The organism is Gordonia namibiensis NBRC 108229 (genome assembly GCF_000298235.1).
Taxonomy (GTDB): Bacteria; Actinomycetota; Actinomycetes; order Mycobacteriales; family Mycobacteriaceae; genus Gordonia; species Gordonia namibiensis.
Genome location: NZ_BAHE01000030.1, coordinates 55646 through 72612, shown reverse-complemented (window position 1 = coordinate 72612; position 16967 = coordinate 55646). Strand labels below are relative to the sequence as shown.

Annotated in this window: 16 protein-coding genes; 8 read left to right on the top strand and 8 right to left on the bottom strand. The window is 68.6% G+C overall.

What is annotated here, in order from left to right:
* Nucleotides 1-2: 2 nt before the first annotated feature.
* Together GONAM_RS16085 and GONAM_RS16080 are read right to left on the bottom strand one after the other, a co-directional pair.
* Entirely contained in the window at nt 3-752 is a 750-nt protein-coding gene (locus GONAM_RS16085; RefSeq protein WP_006359738.1) for an ABC transporter permease, read from the bottom strand.
* A 10-nt stretch (nt 753-762) separates the two neighbouring features.
* Nucleotides 763-1503 (bottom strand): 3'(2'),5'-bisphosphate nucleotidase CysQ, encoded by a 741-nt coding sequence (locus GONAM_RS16080; RefSeq protein ID WP_040536727.1) that lies wholly within the window; start codon nt 1501-1503, stop codon nt 763-765.
* Nucleotides 1504-1528: 25 nt separating this feature from the next.
* Here GONAM_RS16080 and GONAM_RS16075 point away from each other — a divergent pair, with 25 nt between their 5' ends.
* Nucleotides 1529-2419, top strand: a complete 891-nt coding sequence (locus GONAM_RS16075; protein WP_006867819.1) for a DNA-formamidopyrimidine glycosylase family protein — start codon at nt 1529-1531, stop codon at nt 2417-2419.
* A gap of 3 nt (nt 2420-2422) precedes the next feature.
* A complete protein-coding gene (locus GONAM_RS16070; RefSeq protein WP_006867818.1) occupies nt 2423-3091 on the top strand; it encodes a response regulator transcription factor in 669 nt (222 codons plus the stop codon).
* Here GONAM_RS16070 and GONAM_RS16065 read toward each other — a convergent pair.
* Nucleotides 3076-4542 carry a sensor histidine kinase gene (locus GONAM_RS16065; RefSeq protein ID WP_006867817.1) on the bottom strand — a complete coding sequence of 489 codons (1467 nt, stop codon included), beginning with the start codon at nt 4540-4542 and terminating at the stop codon, nt 3076-3078. The genes GONAM_RS16070 and GONAM_RS16065 overlap by 16 nt on opposite strands.
* Nucleotides 4543-4692: 150 nt before the next feature.
* On the opposite strand from GONAM_RS16065, the gene GONAM_RS16060 reads away from it, so the two are divergent.
* The 5 genes from GONAM_RS16060 to GONAM_RS16040 are packed head-to-tail and all read left to right on the top strand — an operon-like array spanning nt 4693 to nt 9933.
* A complete protein-coding gene (locus GONAM_RS16060) occupies nt 4693-6438 on the top strand; it encodes a thiamine pyrophosphate-binding protein (RefSeq protein WP_040536726.1) in 1746 nt (581 codons plus the stop codon).
* Nucleotides 6435-7100, top strand: coding sequence for a DUF8713 domain-containing protein (locus GONAM_RS16055; protein WP_006867815.1), 666 nt, complete (start codon nt 6435-6437; stop codon nt 7098-7100). The genes GONAM_RS16060 and GONAM_RS16055 overlap by 4 nt, the downstream gene beginning before the upstream one ends.
* Complete coding sequence (locus GONAM_RS16050; protein WP_006867814.1) at nt 7097-8122, top strand: 3-oxoacyl-ACP synthase III family protein; 1026 nt, start codon at nt 7097-7099, stop codon at nt 8120-8122. The genes GONAM_RS16055 and GONAM_RS16050 overlap by 4 nt, the downstream gene beginning before the upstream one ends.
* Complete coding sequence (locus GONAM_RS16045; RefSeq protein ID WP_040536731.1) at nt 8119-9153, top strand: pyridoxal phosphate-dependent aminotransferase; 1035 nt, start codon at nt 8119-8121, stop codon at nt 9151-9153. The genes GONAM_RS16050 and GONAM_RS16045 overlap by 4 nt, the downstream gene beginning before the upstream one ends.
* A 30-nt stretch (nt 9154-9183) precedes the next feature.
* Entirely contained in the window at nt 9184-9933 is a 750-nt protein-coding gene (locus GONAM_RS16040) for an SDR family oxidoreductase (protein WP_006867812.1), read from the top strand.
* Nucleotides 9934-10012: 79 nt separating this feature from the next.
* Here the strand turns inward: GONAM_RS16040 and GONAM_RS16035 are convergent, their stop codons facing one another.
* The 4 genes from GONAM_RS16035 to GONAM_RS16020 form a co-directional block, all read right to left on the bottom strand.
* On the bottom strand, nt 10013-10546 hold the full coding sequence (locus tag GONAM_RS16035) for a hypothetical protein (protein ID WP_006867811.1): 534 nt from the start codon (nt 10544-10546) through the stop codon (nt 10013-10015).
* A gap of 20 nt (nt 10547-10566) precedes the next feature.
* Nucleotides 10567-11091: a hypothetical protein gene (locus GONAM_RS16030; RefSeq protein WP_006867810.1), complete on the bottom strand. Its 525-nt coding sequence runs from the start codon at nt 11089-11091 to the stop codon at nt 10567-10569.
* Nucleotides 11092-11202: 111 nt separating this feature from the next.
* Entirely contained in the window at nt 11203-12900 is a 1698-nt protein-coding gene (gene pgi / locus GONAM_RS16025; RefSeq protein ID WP_006867809.1) for a glucose-6-phosphate isomerase, read from the bottom strand.
* Between the two features lie 73 nt (nt 12901-12973).
* Nucleotides 12974-13333 (bottom strand): chorismate mutase, encoded by a 360-nt coding sequence (locus tag GONAM_RS16020; RefSeq protein ID WP_006867808.1) that lies wholly within the window; start codon nt 13331-13333, stop codon nt 12974-12976.
* Nucleotides 13334-13433: 100 nt separating this feature from the next.
* Between GONAM_RS16020 and GONAM_RS16015 the strand changes: the two genes are divergently transcribed.
* The gene (locus GONAM_RS16015) at nt 13434-15236 is read left to right on the top strand and encodes a hypothetical protein (RefSeq protein ID WP_006867807.1); all 1803 of its coding nucleotides are present in this window, start codon (nt 13434-13436) and stop codon (nt 15234-15236) included.
* 1 nt (nt 15237) lies between these two features.
* On the opposite strand, the gene GONAM_RS16010 is transcribed toward GONAM_RS16015, so the two are convergent.
* The gene (locus GONAM_RS16010; protein ID WP_006867806.1) at nt 15238-16794 is read right to left on the bottom strand and encodes a hypothetical protein; all 1557 of its coding nucleotides are present in this window, start codon (nt 16792-16794) and stop codon (nt 15238-15240) included.
* Between the last annotated feature and the right edge of the window lie 173 nt (nt 16795-16967).

The window sequence follows — 16967 nt, the reverse complement described above, 5'->3', positions numbered from 1 at the left end:
CATCACAGATCTTCGCGCGCCACCAATTCCACGGTGACGAGCATGGCGATCGAACTGACGGCGAGTAGTGCGATGAGCACAAACAACTGCATGGCCGCGGCCGCCCACACCGACGCGCCGCCGAGGACCATGCCCACGAAGGCACCGGGGATGGTGACCAGCCCGACCGCCCGGGTCTGATCGAGTCCGGGGATGAGTGCGCTCGCCGACGCGGCGGCGCAGATCTCGAGGCGGGCATCGCGGGGGAGCAGGCCCAGCGACAACGCGGCCTCGACCTCACCGTGACGCGTTGCCAACTCGTCGACAGCGCGTCGACCCGCGAGTGACGTCGTGACCATGGCTCCGCCGAGCAGGATCCCGGCGGTCGGGATGATCGCGATGCCCCTCGCAGGCAGGACGCCCACGAGGGTCAAGACGATGACTATTGCGATGGTCGGTGCTGCCACGGGCACCAGGCATCGTGCGATGACGACGAGACCGGCGTTCTCCCGCCGCACCCGTCGCGCCGACGTCCACGCGGCCGCCACGGCCATGACGACGACGAACAGGGCCGACGCCCACAGATGCGGAACGACCACCGCGAGCACGCCCGCAAGGGCGGCGAGTTGGACGACGGCACGCAGGGTCGCCACCGAAGTGTCGATCGCCAAACCGCTTCGACGGTTCACCAGCACCGCGACGACGGCGAGCACGACGATCGCGACCGCCAGAACCGGGCCGATCCGGACGACGGCGTCGCCGATTCCGTTCACACCGGCAAGTTCACCAGATCTGCTGCAGGGCTGCGAGCATGTCGTCGCGGATCTCGCTGCGGCAGATCACGAAATCGGGCATGTAAGGGTGGCGGTTGTTGTAGACGATCTCCGAACCGTCCAGACGACTGCAGTGCAGGCCGGCCGCGAGGGCGACGCCGACCGGGGCGGCGTTGTCCCACTCGTACTGACCGCCGGCGTGGACGTACGCGTCGGCGTCGCCGCGGACCACGGCCATCGCCTTGGCGCCGGCAGACCCGACCGGAACCATCTGCAGGCCGAGGCGGTTGGACACATAGCTCGTCTCATACGAGCCGCCCCAGCGCGACGTGACCATGCGACGGGTCAGTTCGCCACCGGGTTTCTCGACGGTGTCGGTCCGGAACAGTTCACCGGTTGCGGGCAGTGACACCGCGGCCTCGGTGACGACCCCGTTCTCCGTCAACGCCACGTGCACCGCCCAGTCCGCGCTGCCCGCGGCGAATTCCCTTGTGCCGTCGAGCGGGTCGATGATCCACACCCGCTGGGCCGTCGCACGGTCGCCGACATCGGCCGCCTCTTCGGACAGAACCGCGTCGCGCGGACGGTGTTTGCGCAGGACGGTGGAGATCCACGCCTGGGCAAGCGCATCGCCGACATCGCCGAGCATGCTGCCGGTCAACAGGTCGCCATGACGAATCCCGAGGAGGATCTCCCCGGCTCCCTGGGCGATCCGGGCGGCCAGCTCGGCGTCGGAAAGTCGGGAAGTCATCCCTTTACTAGAGCACACTGGTGGCATGCCCGAGCTCCCCGAGGTGGCCGCCATCGCCGACTATGTCGACGGTCGCGCGGCCGGACTCCCGATCCGGCGAGTCGACGTCGCGTCCCTGTCCGTGCTCAAGACGGCCGATCCGCCGTACACCGCGCTCACCGACCGGATCGTCGAATCGGTCGGCCGGGTGGGCAAGTACCTGGTCATCCGGACCATCCCGGGGTCGGAGGCCACCGCGTCCGAGCCGACGCTGGCGCTGGTCATCCACCTGTCGCGGGCCGGCTGGGTGCGGTGGAGCGAGGACCTCTCACCCAAGCCGCTACGCCCGGGCGGCAAGTCGCCGATCGCGCTGCGGGTGCACTGCGGCCTGCCCGGCGAGGGATTCGACGTCACCGAGGCCGGCACCCAGAAGCGTCTCGCGGTGTGGCTCGTCCGCGACCTCGCCGAGATCGACCGCGTCGCCGGACTCGGCCCCGACGCCCTGGAACTCACCGAGGAACAATTCGCCGAGATCCTCGCCGGCACCACCGGACGCGTGAAGAACGTGCTCACCGACCAGCACACCATCGCCGGGATCGGCAACGCCTACTCCGACGAGATCCTGCACACCGCACGACTGTCTCCGTTCGCGTCGTCGAAGACCCTCAAACCCGGCCAGGTGAGCACCCTGTACGACGCGATGCGGGCCGTGCTCACCGACGCCACGAGCCGCCTCGAGGGTCAGACCGTCGCTCGGCTGAAGTCGGAGAAACGCACCGGACTCCGCGTGCACGCGCGCACCGGACTGCCGTGCCCGGTCTGCGGCGACACCGTCCGCGAGGTGTCCTTCGCCGACCGGTCCTTCCAGTACTGCCCGACCTGCCAGACCGGTGGAAAGATCCTCGCCGACCGCCGGATGTCGCGGCTCCTGAAATGAGCGATGGTGCACGCGCTCGTCGTCGACGATGACATCCGGGCAGCGGAGACCGTCCGCCGGATGCTCGTCAGTGACGGGTGGGCGGTCACGATGGCCTTCGACGGTCCGGAGGGACTGTGGCGGGCCACCGAGGGCAGCTACGACGTGATCGTTCTCGACATCATGATGCCCGGCATGAACGGGTACCGCGTGCTGCAGAGCCTCCGGGAACGCGAGATCTGGACACCGGTGATGATGCTGAGCGCCAAGGACGGCGAGTACGACCAGGCGGAGGCGCTCGACTGCGGCGCCGACGACTATCTCGTCAAACCGTTCTCGGTCGTCGTCCTCAAGGCGCGGCTGCGCGCACTCGTGCGTCGCGGTGCGCCGGAGCGCCCGGTGACGCTCTGCGTCGGCGACCTCTCCCTCGACCCGGCGGAACATCTCGTGCGGCGCGGGGACACCCCGATCCCGCTGACCCCACGGGAGTACGCGGTGCTCGAATGCCTCATCCGTCACGCCGGCACCGTGGTCTCCAAAGCCGACATCCTGCACTCGGTCTGGGACGAGAACTACGAGGGCGACCCCAACATCATCGAGGTGTACGTCGCCTATCTGCGCAAGCGGATCGACCAGCCGTTCGGCGTGCACAGCATCAAGACCGTCCGCGGGGTGGGCTACCGCATCGGCTGACGCGGCGGCGTCGCGAGCGCTGTGCTGACCGCGCCGTCGCCGGCACCGTCGGGGAGGCGCCGCGCCGTCGGCAGCGAGATCACGAAGGTGACGCCGTGTGCGAACCCGGCGGGCGGGTCCTGCACGGACACCGAACCGGCGTGCGCGCGGACGATCTCGCGGACGATCGACAGCCCGAGTCCCGAGCCGCCGCGGTTGCGGCGATCCCCGTCGAGCCGCGTGAAGCGGTCGAAGATGATGTCACGACAATTCCGTGGGATCCCCGGTCCGTCGTCGGTCACCGCGATCGACGCGACGCCGGTCCGCGGGTCGAAGGACATGTCGAACCGGACCGTCGACACCGCGTAACGGACGGCGTTCTCGGCGAGGTTCCGGATGGCCCGGGACAGCTTCTCCGGATCACCGGCCAGCCGGATCGGGACGATTGTCGTCGCGACCGCCGCCAGACCCAGCGACCGTAGGCGACGCGCCTCGCAGGCGACGATGTCGTCGAGGTCGACGTCCCGGATGTGTAGGGGCACACCGTGTTCGTCGGAGCGGGCGAGGAGGAGCAGGTCGTCGACCATGTTCTGGAGCCTGCGGGCCTCGGGGAGCAACAGCGTGCGAAGGGTCCGCACGTCGATCGGAGAGTCGGTGTCGTCGGCGAGGTCGAGCAACCCGACCACCGTGGTCAGCGGACTGCGCATCTCGTGCGAGGCGTCGCCGACAAACCGCAGCTGCGCGGCCCGGCTTTGCTCGAGACGTTCGAGCATCGAGTTCATCGTGGTGGCCAGCCGCGTCACCTCGTCGTCGGTGGACGGGACCGGCACCCGGCGTGACAGGTCCGACGCGGTGATCGCGGTGACCTGCTCGGTGATCCGTCCGACCGGCCGCAGCGCACGACCCACGAAGAACCAGATGGCCACCGCGGACAGCAGGACCAGGATGGGTAATTCGACGGCGAGCACGAGGGCGGTGTTGATCAGGCTCTGCCGGTACGCGTCCGCCGAAACCGCGACGATCACCGTGTAGACGGCGCCGTCATGGGAGGTGGAGGTCACGGTCGCGCAGAACTCCACCTCGCTGCCGGGGACCAACCGGCCCTGGACCTGCGTCGACGCCCAGATCGCCGGACGCTCGGACGTCACCGGATCGCCGGCCGCGCCGGGAGATGACGTCACCACCCGACCGTTCCCGTCGATCACCTGCACGATGTCGGCGCCGTAACCCATCCCGAACGACTCCGGCGAGATCGCCGAGATCCCGCCGTCCCGTATCTGGGCCGCGATCTCATACGCCCGATAGCTGGTTTCGTCGTACATGGTCCTGCTGTCGGCGCGATTCAGCATGAACAGCATCACCGTACCGCCGATCAGGAGGGCGACGGTGACGAGGAGCGTCCCGACGATCGTGGACCGGATGCGGACGCCCTGGCTGCGTCGTAGAAGAGCGGGACGTGGAAGACCGGACATCGCAACTCCTCGCCGGTGCCTACGGCGACAGCCATCCGGCGACAGCACCTGCTGATCTCTCAGCGTAGGACGCCACGGGGTCGTCGAGAAGTGTTCGGTCGGTGTACCACTTCAGCGGTTCTTCAGGTTGGGGGTCGCAGAGTTGTCGGCATGACCTTGACCGCAGATCGCAGGCGCCGGGGAGACCCCGTCGACACCGGGCGCACCGCAACCATCACCGTGGCCGAATACATTGTGGAACAATTGATCTCGTCGTCGATGTGCATGGCTTTCGGGGTCCACGGGGCGAACATCGAAGACCTGTACGACGCCGCGACGCGGGCGCCGGGAATGACCGCGATCGTCGCCAAACACGAGTTCGCCGCCGGTGCGATGGCGGACGGGACGGCCCGGATGTCCGGTACGCCCGGAATCGTCATGACGACCTCGGGTGGCGGAGCGATGAATGTGGTCCCCGCGCTCGCCGAGGCCTTCGACAGCCGGGTGCCGGTTCTCGCGCTCATCGGGACGGCACCGACTTCTCTGGTCGGTCGTGGTGCGTTCCAGGACATGCTCGCGCCGCCCGACACCGTCGACATCGCGGGTGTTCTCTCGGCCATCACGGGTTCGTGTTCGGTCGTCGGTCACGCCGACGAGGTGCCCGCCGCGCTGGCGACGGCGCTCGCCACGCTCCACCGAGGCCTACCGGCCGCCGTCCTGCTGCCCAAGGACATCCAGTCCGCGCCGGCGCCGGAACTGCGGCAGCTGCACCCGGGGGAGTGGGTGCAGCACGGTGTCGACGCGCCGGGTTCGGCGCTGTCCGCCCTGATCGACGAACTGTGCATCCTCGCGGAATCGGATGCGCGACTGGTGGTCTGGGTCGGTGACGAGGCCTCCCGTGCGGGAGTCGGTCCGCAGGTCGAGGCTCTCGCCGCCGCACTCGGAGCGGTCGTCGTCGCAGCTCCCGGTGGACGTGACCTCCTCCGAACCGGCGACGGCGTCGCGGGCGTCACCGGGGTGATGGGACATCCGTCGGCGCACCGTGCCATCGCCGACGCGGATCTCTGCCTCGTGCTCGGCTGCCGGATGACGATGACCGATCGCGCCGGCCTCGACGCGGCGTTGGGACGACTTCGACTCGCCCATCTGGGGTCCGAGCCGCCGCGGATGCCCGGCGACGTCGAGCATGTGCGGTGCACCGACCTCGCGTCCGTGATCGCACAGCTTGCCGGTGAGGTTCGACGACGCCTCGGCCGCGACCGTCCGCGCGAGGCGGTCGCCGTGACCCATCTGACGGTGCCGCCCGGCCGATCGGGTCTGGACATGCGCACCGCGATCGAGGAGATCGGGCGCGCCCTGCCGCCGGGCACCCCAATCTTCGCCGACGCCGGCAACGCCGGAGCCGCAGCGATCCATCACCTCCCGTTCGGTCACGGCCGGTTCGTGGTGGCGCTGGGCATGGGCGGCATGGGGTACGCGATCGCGGCCGGCGTCGGCAATGCCATCCGCTCGGCAGTGGACTCCACGAGTGCCGGCGGACAGCCGAGACGCACCGTCGTTATCGCCGGTGACGGCGCATTCTTCATGCACGGCATGGAGATCCACACGGCCGTCGAACACGACGCACCCGTCACCCTCGTGCTGCTCAACAACAACGCACACGCGATGTGCATCACCAGGGAACACCTCTTCTTCCCGAACACGCCCAGCGTCAACAGGTTTCGCCCCAGCGACCTGGCCGGCGGATTGGCCGCCATGTTCGACGGCCTCGTCGTCGCCCACGTCTCCGACTCCGAGTCCGTACGCACGGCAGCCGCCGAACTGCTGTCGCAGTCGGGTCCCAACTGCCTCGTCGTCGACGTGGATGCCGACGAGATCCCCCCGTTCGCCCCGCTCATCCCGAAAGGACAGTCATGACAGTGCTACCAACCGCCCTCTCCGACCTCGGCGAGGACGCCTCGTCCGTCGCCGGCCTCGTCCGCATCGAATCCCACCCGCGGCCGATCGCGACTCCACTCGTGCTCGACAAGCTGCGGTCCGTGTACCTCCACGACCAGATCTACGGCGACTTCTGCCCCATCCAGGGGTACGTCGACGCCCCGCCCCGCGAGGTCTTCGACTGGCTCGCCCACACGCAGTCGCTGGAGGAATGGAGTTACAGCATCCGCGGATGCACCGAAACCGAGGAAGCGGGGCTGTGGGTCGGGGAGGACCGGTTGGGTGCCGACACCAAGATCTACATCCGCACCATCGCCTCGCCCGAGGCGATGACCGTCGACTACCACTGCGCGTGGGACCAGGGGCGGCATCTCTGGATGATCTACCTGATGCGGGTCGTCGACGCGCAGATCGTCTTCGACAAGCCCGGTGCGGTTGTGCTGTGGGTGAATTGCCACCACCCGTTCTACGACGAGAATCCCTTCCCGGAGACCGCGCCGCCCGAACGCCCGGTGTGGGTCGGGGACTTCTGGGACACCTTCGCCCCCGGCCACCAGATCGAACTCGACAACCTCACGGCCATCGCCGAATACCGGCACCGCAACGGCCTCCCGCTCACCCCAGAATGGATGCGATCATGACACCGAACCCGGTCGGCCTCGTCGACCTTGCCACCTATCTACCCGAAAAGGTAGTTCGGGCAGCGTATTACGCGCAGTATGCCGAAGAAGACACCCTCGCGGACAACGTGATGTTCCGCGCGCCGGCCTTCCGTCATCACGCGGCGGACGGGGAGACGTCGGCGGACATGATGATCTCGGCGACGCGTGATCTGTTGGAGCGGCACGGAGACGACTTCCTCGACGACGTCGACGTGGTCCTGACCCACAGCCAGCTGCCCGAAGTGCCTGTGCGTGGATGCGGCGGGGAGCTGGCCCACCGGCTCGGCATCCGGCCGTCGACGGTGCTGGACGTGCACAACGGAGGGTGTGCCGCGTTCATCTTCATGATCGAGATCGCCGGGGCCCTGTTGCGGGCCGGGGGAGGCCACAAGGCCCTGCTCGGGCTGGCGCAGAACAGCGCGGGGCAGGTGTTCACCCAGGAGCAGGTCCGCGGCAAGGCGCAGGCCGCCATCCCGGGAGACGGTGCAGCGGTGGCCGTCCTGACCCTCGACGACGTCGACGCCAGTCCGATCCTGGGTCTCCGCTGCCACTCGTTCGGCCAGTACTCCGGCGACATGACCGGCGTCTCCGACCCACCGCGCAAGTACTGGGAGGCCGGATCGGGCCAGATGCACATCGGGTTCACCGACTCCAAGATCGCGAAGGTGCTCGCGCGCGGGAACCGCATGGTGCCCGAGGTCGCCATCGAGGTCGCCGACGAGATCGGCATCTCGCCATCGGATCTCGACTGGTTCGTGACCAACCAGCCCAGCCGGATCTTCCTGCGCAACTGGCGCGAGGCGCTCGAGCTCCCGGACAGTCATCACCCGGACACCTTCGACGAATGCGGCAATCTGTTCGCCGTCGCGATCCCGGTCACCCTTGACGCGGCCATCTCCGACGGACGCATCGGCGAGGGCGATGTCGTGATGATGGCCGCCTTCGCCCACGCCGGCGACTTCGCCGGGGCGGCCGCGATGAGATGGGCGGGCCGGCCATGAGCCCGCCGCTCGCAAGCGGTGCGTCCTGGCCGAGTCTCCGCCTGGATCTGAACGAATCGGCCTACCCGCCGCTGCCGTCGGTCGTGGCAGCGCTGCAGCTCGAGATCCTCGAGTCCCATCGGTACCCCGATTTTCTGCCGGACCGCACGCGCGGGCAGATCGCCTGCCATCTCGGGGTCGTGCCGGAACGCGTCACGGTCGGTCCGGGTGCCACCGGAGTTGCACTGGCGGCGTTGCAGTATGCGGTGCGACGGGCCGCGGATGCCGGCGTCGCGACACCCGCCCTGCTCACCTCCACGCCGACCTTCGACGGCTATCCGATCCTCACGCGGATGGTCGGAATGCGCTTCGACGCAGTCGAACTCGACGACGAGGGCTCGGTCGACCTCGACCGGCTGCTCGCGGCGATCACACCCGAGACGGCGGTCGTGGTGCTCTGCTCGCCGCACAACCCGACCGGGTCCGTGGTGAACGGGGGCGACCTCAACCGGTTCCTCGCGGCGGTGCCGCCCCATGTGATGACGATCGTCGACGAGGCCTATGTGGAGTTCAGCGAGACCGCATCCGATCTGCACCGGCTGATCCGGAACCCGGGCGTCCTCGTGCTGCGGACCTTCTCCAAGGCATACGGTCTGGCGGCGCTCCGGGTCGGATACGGCATCGGCGCGGCCGGACTGATCTCGGAACTGCGTGACCACGAGGTGCCGTTCGCGGTCGGTCGCGCCGCGATGGCGGCGGTTCCGGTCGCGCTGGACGCGGAACTCGAGCTGGCACAACGAATCCGTTCCATGAGGGTGGAGCGGGACCGGTTGACCGGCGTGCTGGCGCAGATGGGCGTCCGAGTCGTGCCCAGTCAGGCCAACTTCGTCTTCCTCCCCGGCGCGGACGGGGTGGCCGTCGGACGGCTGCTCCGGGGGATCGGGATCGCGGTGAAGGAGTGCGGCGCGGCCGGAACGCGGATCACCGTGGGCGACCGTTCCGGCACCGATCGGGTCATCGGCGCACTGCGGCTGACGTCGCGGTCCGCGTAGCCGGGGGGCGATGCCGGTAGGTTCGGGTCCATGACCTCGACGACACGGCAGAAGATCCTCATCACCGGTGCGAGTTCGGGACTCGGCGAGGGCATGGCCCGCCGATTCGCCGCCCAGGGACGTTCGCTGGCGCTCGCCGCGCGGCGCGTCGACAACCTCGAGGCCCTGGCCGCCGAACTCCGGCCGACGGCGACCCAGGTCGCGACCGCGCAACTCGACGTGACCGACCTCGACGCGGTACCCGTCACCTTCCGTGCGCTCGCCGACGAACTCGGCGGCCTCGACCGCGTCATCGTCAACGCCGGTCTCGGCAAGGGCGCACCGATCGGCACCGGCAAGCCAGCCGCCAACATCGAGACCGTGCAGACCAACCTCGTCGGCGCGCTCGCGCAGGCCGAGGCCGCCCTCGAGATCTTCCGCGAACAGAACGCCGGCCACCTCGTGCTGGTCAGCTCCATCTCCGGTGTTCGCGGCATGCCCAAGGCCCAGGCGGCGTACTCGGCGTCGAAGGCCGGTCTCACCGCGCTCGGGCAAGGGCTACAGGCCGAGTTCGCGAACTCCCCGATCTCGGTGTCGATCGTGGCACCGGGCTACATCGAGACCGACATCAACCGGGGCGTGAAGACCTCGCTGATGGTCGACACCGACAAGGGCGTCGACGCCATGGTCGCCGCGATCGAGGCCGAGAAGACCTGGGCGCCGGTCCCCGCCTGGCCGTGGACACCGATCGCGGCGGCGCTCAAATACCTGCCGGGGTCGATCAGTCGACGGATGATCTGAGCACTGCGCCGTTGTGGATGCCGTTCATCAGCCCGCGGGCGATTGCCACCCGCTGCCGCTGGCCACCTGACCAGGGCGACTACTGCCAGTAGCTTTCGTCGAACACCTCGTCGGGGATCTCGTCGCCCGGTTCGACGCCGAGTTTCTCGAGTCGTCCCATGATCGCGGCGGCGGTGGCCACGAAGGTCACGAGATCTTCTGAGTCGACCGATCTTTCGGCGGGATCACCGCCGAGGAACTCGTACAGCGCCGGCGGTACGCAGGCGCCCATGTCGAGTGCGCGGGTTCCTGTGGCGGTCCGCCAGGCGTCGAAGCTCGCCACGTCGACGGCTTCGGCGACCTCGCCCGTCCGAACCGCGGCCAGGACGTCGTCGAGGGTCGCCAGCTCACCCGACGATCCGCTGGACGCGTCGAACCCGAGTACCGTTTCGGCGTCGAGGGACTCGTCCTCGGAGAGGGTGAAGTAGACGACCCCACGCCAGTCCGAGGCCAGCGCCTCGATGTCGGTCCGTCCGAAGATGTCGCCCAGCAACTCGCTGACCTGCTCGCGACGGCGACTCCCGAACAGCTGGAATGCGCCCGACGCCACGATCTGTCCCTGCTTGTTCGCCACAGACCGTCACCTTACGCACGTCAGTCGTCGATGCCGAGCACGACCACACGGCCGGTCGACGGCGACAGATACACGGTCGCCCGCCACTCGCCCGACGAGAACGCGTCGTCGAGGTGCGGGCCGCCGACGAGGTCACCGGTGGGTACGAGGTCGCGTACGTCGGCGGCCACCGAGACGGGCGCAGAAACAGGCACAGCGTGGTACTCATCGGCCCAGGCGGTTACTCGGTCGGGGCCGACGTCGACGACGGCGTCGAACCAGTAGGTGGTGGGACCGGGCACACGCTCGGAAGCGCCGGGTGCGGACCCGAGCGTTCCGGCCACCCAGCCGTCGACGTTCCCGTCGGCGAGCAGCGGGAACCTGATTGCGACCGGCTCGATGTCCCTGCTGGGAGCGGCGGTTACGACCTTGGCCAACGGCAACGTGGAGGTCGAGGTCCTGGGCGCGCGGTCGACGGGATCGCCGGGCGTGCAGCCGGCGCCCACGAGAGCCAGTGCGGTGACCGCGAATCCGGCCGCGAGTCGTCGAATCCGTTGTGGCAGCATCCCGCCACGCTAACCTCCCGCGGCACCGCTTCCCATCCGCTTATTGGATCCGATAAGCGCGAGGGAACTGGCCGGGCGGGAAGGAAACCTGCACGCGGGAGCGGCCGACCCTCAGACCGCGCGACCCCGGTGCCTGCGGTACCAGGCGACCAGCTCGTTGGTCGACGAGTCGGCGTCGGCGGCGGGTGCGTCGGTCTGGGTGATGGTGCCCAGCAGCGCCTTTGCCTGGGTCTTGCCGAGTTCGACGCCCCATTGGTCGAACGGGTTGATCCCCCAGATGGCGCCCTCGACGAAGACCTGGTGTTCGTACAGGGCGACGAGCTGTCCGATCACCGAGGGCGTCAGACGGGGAGCGAGGATCGAGGTGCTGGGGCGGTTGCCCGGCATCACCTTGTGCGCCACCACATGCGCGGGTACCCCCTCGTCGGCGATCTCGTCGGCGGTCTTGCCGAAGGCGAGCACCTTGGTCTGCGCGAAGTAGTTGCTCATCAGCAGGTCGTGCATCGACCCCGACCCGTCGGGCCCAGCGGGCAGGTCGTCGGTGGGCTCGGCGAAACCGATGAAGTCGGCCGGGACGATCCGCGTGCCCTGGTGGAGCAGCTGATAGAACGCGTGCTGGCCGTTGGTTCCCGGTTCGCCCCAGAAGATCTCGCCGGTGTCGGTGGTGACATGGTGTCCGCTCGCGGTCACCGACTTGCCGTTGGACTCCATCGTGAGCTGTTGCAGGTAGGCGGCGAAGCGCGCCATGTCGTTGCTGTAGGGGAGGACTGCCCGGGTGCCGATGTCCCAGAAGTTGTTGTACCAGAGCCCGATCAGGCCCAAGATGACCGGCGCGTTCTGCTCGAGTGGCTGGGTGCGGAAGTGTTCGTCGACGAGATGGAATCCCTCGAGGAACTCGGCGAAGCGTTCCTTGCCGATCGCGGCCATCACCGACAGGCCGATCGCCGAGTCCACGGAGTAGCGGCCGCCGACCCAGTCCCAGAAGCCGAACATGTGGGTGGTGTCGATGCCGAACTTCGTCACCTCGTCGGCGTTGGTGCTCACCGCGACGAAATGCTTTGCCACCGCGTCAGTCCCGGCGTCGAGGGCCTCGAGCAGCCAGCTCCGCGCGGCGGCCGCGTTGGTCAGCGTCTCGAGCGTGGTGAAGGTCTTCGACGCGATGATGAACAGGGTGGTCTCGGGGTCGAGGCCGTCGAGGGTGCCGACCATGTCCGCCGGATCGACGTTGGAGACGAAGTGGCAGCGGATCCCGGCGTCGACGTAGTGGCGAAGGGCCTGGTACACCATGACCGGTCCCAGATCCGATCCGCCGATGCCGATGTTGACCACGTCGGTGATGCGTTTCCCCGTGTGGCCCTTCCATTCTCCGCTACGGAGACGGTCGGTGAACTCGCCCATCCTGGTGAGGACCTCGTGTACGTCGGCGACCACGTCCTGTCCGTCGACGGTGAGCGTCGCGTCGGCGGGAAGACGAAGCGCGGTGTGTAGGACAGCGCGATCCTCGGAGGTGTTGATGTGCGCCCCGGCGAACATGTCATCGCGGGTCTCCTCCAGCCCGACCTCGCGCGCCAGGCTCATGAGCAGTTCGAGCGTCTCCCGCGTCACCCGGTGCTTGGAGTAGTCGATGTGCAGATCGCCTACGTCGACGGTCAGTTCGCGGCCGCGCTCGGGATCGATCGCGAACACCTCGCGCAGATGCATCGCGTACACATGCGGTTGGTGAGCGGCGAGAGCCTGCCAGGACTGCGTTGCGGTGATGTCGCCGTGGTCGGTGCCGGTGAAGTCGCTGCCGGGTGCCTGCGTGCTCATGACACCCAACCCTATGTCGTCGGCGTCTCCACCGCGACGGTCGTCACACGTCGGTGCGAATTCCGCAGTGGCGTCAGCGGCCGAGGGGGCCCCGACCGAGTCGGAGGAGGAGCATGGCGAGGGTGTGACCCTCCTTGCCGAGCTCGGCGAACCGGTCGATGACCTTGACCTCGCGGCTGTGCACGAGTCGCGGGCCGCCCGACGCCATGCGCGCGGCGCCGATCTTCTTCGAGACCGCCGAGCGTCGTTTGATCGCACCGAGGATGACGGCATCGAGCCGGTCGATCTCGAGGCGCAGCTCGTCGATGTCGTCCGGCAGGTCGTCCACATCCGAGGTCAGCTGGTACTTCTCGAGATCGATCGTGTTCTCGAAGGACGTCGGAGTCGACTGTTGGGGCTCGTCGGATCCGGAACTCGGGCTGCGATCGGTCACGGCCTGATTTTGCCACGGCGCACCGATCCGACCTGCAGGTACCCGATCGGACCCACCTCCGGTCGATGTGCTCGCACCCGCCACATGGACACTGGAGCGCATGCTCAACGCGCGCATGATGTCGATGATCGCGGTGGCCCTGATCGCCGGACAGCTGATCATCCGGGGGTGGCTCGTCGCGACCGGCAACTTCTACTGGGACGATCTGGTGCTGATCGCCCGGGCCTCGTCGAATCCGATCTTGTCCTGGGAGTACCTGGGGCACAGCCATGACGGGCATTTCATGCCGGCGGCCTTCCTGCTGGCCGGGGTGGCCACCTGGCTGGCGCCGGTCAACTGGGCCCTGCCGGCGCTGACGTTGATCGTCCTGCAGGCGATCGCGTCCATCGCGGTGTGGCGGGTGATCCGCGTGATCGCACCCGCGGCCCGCGCCGGTGCGCTGGTGGCGCTGGCGTTCTATCTGTTCAGCCCGATGACGGTGCCCGCGTTCGCCTGGTGGGCGTCGGGCCTCAACACATTGCCGATGCAGGCGGCACTGGCCTGGATCGTCGCCGACGCCGTGGGACTCGCGCGGGGAGACGTGAACCCGGAACGACGCCGTGCGGTGTGGATCCGCTCGACGGTGGTCTTCGTCGTCGCGCTGGCCTTCTTCGAGAAGTCGTTGTTCATCCTCCCGATCGCCTTCGTCGCCGCGGTGCTGGCGAGTGGCGCGGGACGGACCGCGCTGACCTCGACCCTGCGGGCCGGCCGCGAGTTGTGGGCGTCGCTCGCGGCGGTGTCGGCAGTGTGGGTCGTCGTGTACTTCGTCACCGCCGATCCGTTCGCGGGCAACCACTCGGTCGGACAGACCGCGCGACTGGTGTGGCGGTCGGTGAACCACGCCATCGTGCCGTCGCTGGTCGGTGGCCCGTGGGAATGGGACCGGTGGACTCCGGGCCCGCCCACCGGATTCCCCGCGACGTGGATGATCGTCGCCGGCTGGCTGGTACTGGCCGCGGTCACGTGGTGGGCGGTCACCCGCCGGCGTGGCGCGGTGCCGATCATCGCGTTCGCCGCGCTGTACGCGGTGGCCGCCCAGATCCCGGTGATGTGGAACCGCTCGAGCCCGGAGACCGCGGTCGCCCTCGCCCAGCACATGCGCTATCTCCCCGACACCGCGCTGGTCTTCGCCATTGCCATCGCGCTGCTGGTCGGTGCCCGGTCGGCGACTGCGCCCGCACCCGAACGCCGCCACGCGGCCGAGGACCAGTCGCCTGCCGTACTGCTCCTACCGGTCGTCGCCGCGCTCGCGATGGTGTCGGCGGTCGTCTCGCTCGTGTCGTTCTCGGCGTCGTGGCGCGACAATCCCACCGGCGACTACCTGAAGACGGCGGTCGCGACCCTGCACGACAACGCCGATGCGACGCTGCTCGATCAGTCGGTCCCTCTGGAGATCCTGCAACCGGTGGTCTACCCGGACAACCAGATCAGCCGCATCTTCGGGCGGGTCGACCCGCGGCCGGAGTTCGGCACCAGCACCGACCGGCTCCTCGTCCTCGACACCGCGGGCAACGCGGTGCCCGGCGGGGTGACCCAGCGACGGCTCGTCGGCGCGGGACTCGGCAATTGCGCCCGACCGGAGATCTCCGGGCCGGCGCGGCTGGCACTCGACGGACCGCTGTTTCCGTGGCCGTGGACCGTCGCACTGAGTTATTGCGCCACCCGCGACGGCGAGATCGAGATGAAACTCGACGGCGGGGAGGCCGTGCGCGTACCGGTCAGGTCGGGCCTCGGGTCCATCTACGTCCGGCTCGACGGCGGCGGGGATGCGATCTCGGTGCGCCCGGTGACCGCAGGACTTCGACTTCACACAGGAGCCGGTCGGGTCGGCGAGGCGGTCGAGGCACGCTTCGCCGGCGGCTGATCTACTCGTAGAAGTAGGCGCTGACGTTGTCGGTCTGCCCCTCGGAGGCGATCAGGGCACGCAGTGCCGACGCGGCCTCCGGCTCGTTGACGAAGTAGACGACCTTCACGTCGCCGGCGGCCTTGACCTGCTCGCCGATTTGCTTCTCGAGCACCTCGGTGCCCTCCCAGCTCGGGTCGAACCTGCCGCCGCTGATGTGCTCGGAGTAACCCGGGCCGAAGGTGATGTGCAGGTTGCCGTCGGTGCCGATGCCGTCGAAGAGGTACTCGCCGCGCTTGACCGCGTAGTAGCTGGGAAGGCCGGTGATCCCGGCGCCGTAGCGGGCCTGGTCGGGGCTCTTGTTGCCGGTGCGGACGTAGACGACCTCGGTGTTGGTCTGCTTCTCGTTGTCGTCGATCAGCTTGTTGAGGTCGGCCTCGGTGGTGTCGAGGAAGGCCAGGTAGGTGTAGGCCGAACGCGGGCCGATCGACGAGTTCGCCGGCAGGTTGGTCGCCGTGCACCGCGTGGTGGCGGTCCGCCCGAAGTCGACGCGCAGGACCGGCTTGCACTCGCCGCCCAGCGCGCCCGCCGGGCGACCGCCGACGGCGAAGTTCAGGGTCATGCCGTAGTTGAAGTGGCCGGTGACGTCGTCGGCCCACGGGATGCCGGAGACGGAGAAGTCGTAGGCGCACGCCGCGGTGGTGCACTCGCCGACGAGTCGCGGCGTGACGACCGGTTGCTTGGCCCACAGACCCGGCGCCGGCGCCGACAACAGATCGCCGACGAGGGCGCGCTGATTGGCGAACACCTTCTGCGCCTGGTCGGCCGGTTGCAGGCTCACCGAGGTGTCGATGTCGTAGGTTGCCGATCCCTGCTTGGACTGGCCCTTCACGTTGGTGACGTTCTTGGACTCGGGGTCGAAGGTGATCTCCCAGCTGCCGATCTTCACCTTGTTGTCGCCGACGAACTCGATGGGCGGATCGCTCGTCGGCCAGCGGCGGGCGTCGGGCGTGCCCTTGTTCGGGGTCGGCAGTTCGGCGCCGAGCTGCGGTTCGGAACCGAACTCGACGTTGCCGATGTCGCCGGCCAGATTGTCCGGGCCGAGGATGGTGCCGAAGCGGGGGAGGCTGGTGAACCGCGTCGACGCCCACTTGTTGTCCAACGGTGCCATGTCGAGGTTCAGTTTCTCGTCGGCGACGAGAAGTTCGTTCCACAGCGAGGTGGGCGCGCTGATGTACGGGTTGTTGCTGATCTGGCGGTACTCGCCCTGCTCGGAACCCAGCGACACCGTGCCCTCGGCGGTGTTCGACGTCGTCACGATGAGATCGCTGAACTCGACCGTGCCCTCGCCGCGGGCGTCGTCGTACTTGTAGGCGACCTTGCCGGTGTACTTGGCCGCGGGGCTCGTCGCCATCTTGAAGAGCACCTCGTCCAGGCTCTTCTGAGCGCGGAACGCGGCGGTCGGCTCGACCGTGCCCGCACTGCTGAACGGTACGAACGACAGGATCAGGGCGACCACGAGAGCCAGCGCTCCGACACCGAGGACGATGGCGGCGGGGGCAATCGACGGTCTCTTCATGGTCGCCTCTTTCGGTCGCCGAGGCTTTCCAACCGCATCGACGGGCGCCCCGAGCCAGTGATACCGGGTCATCGTAGCCGCGGGACCAGGCGTCTCGGGTGCCAACGCACGGGGCGGTCGAGCGAACGGACGACGGGCTGTCCGGCCCGAGGCCGGCGGGGCGGTGTCGGTGC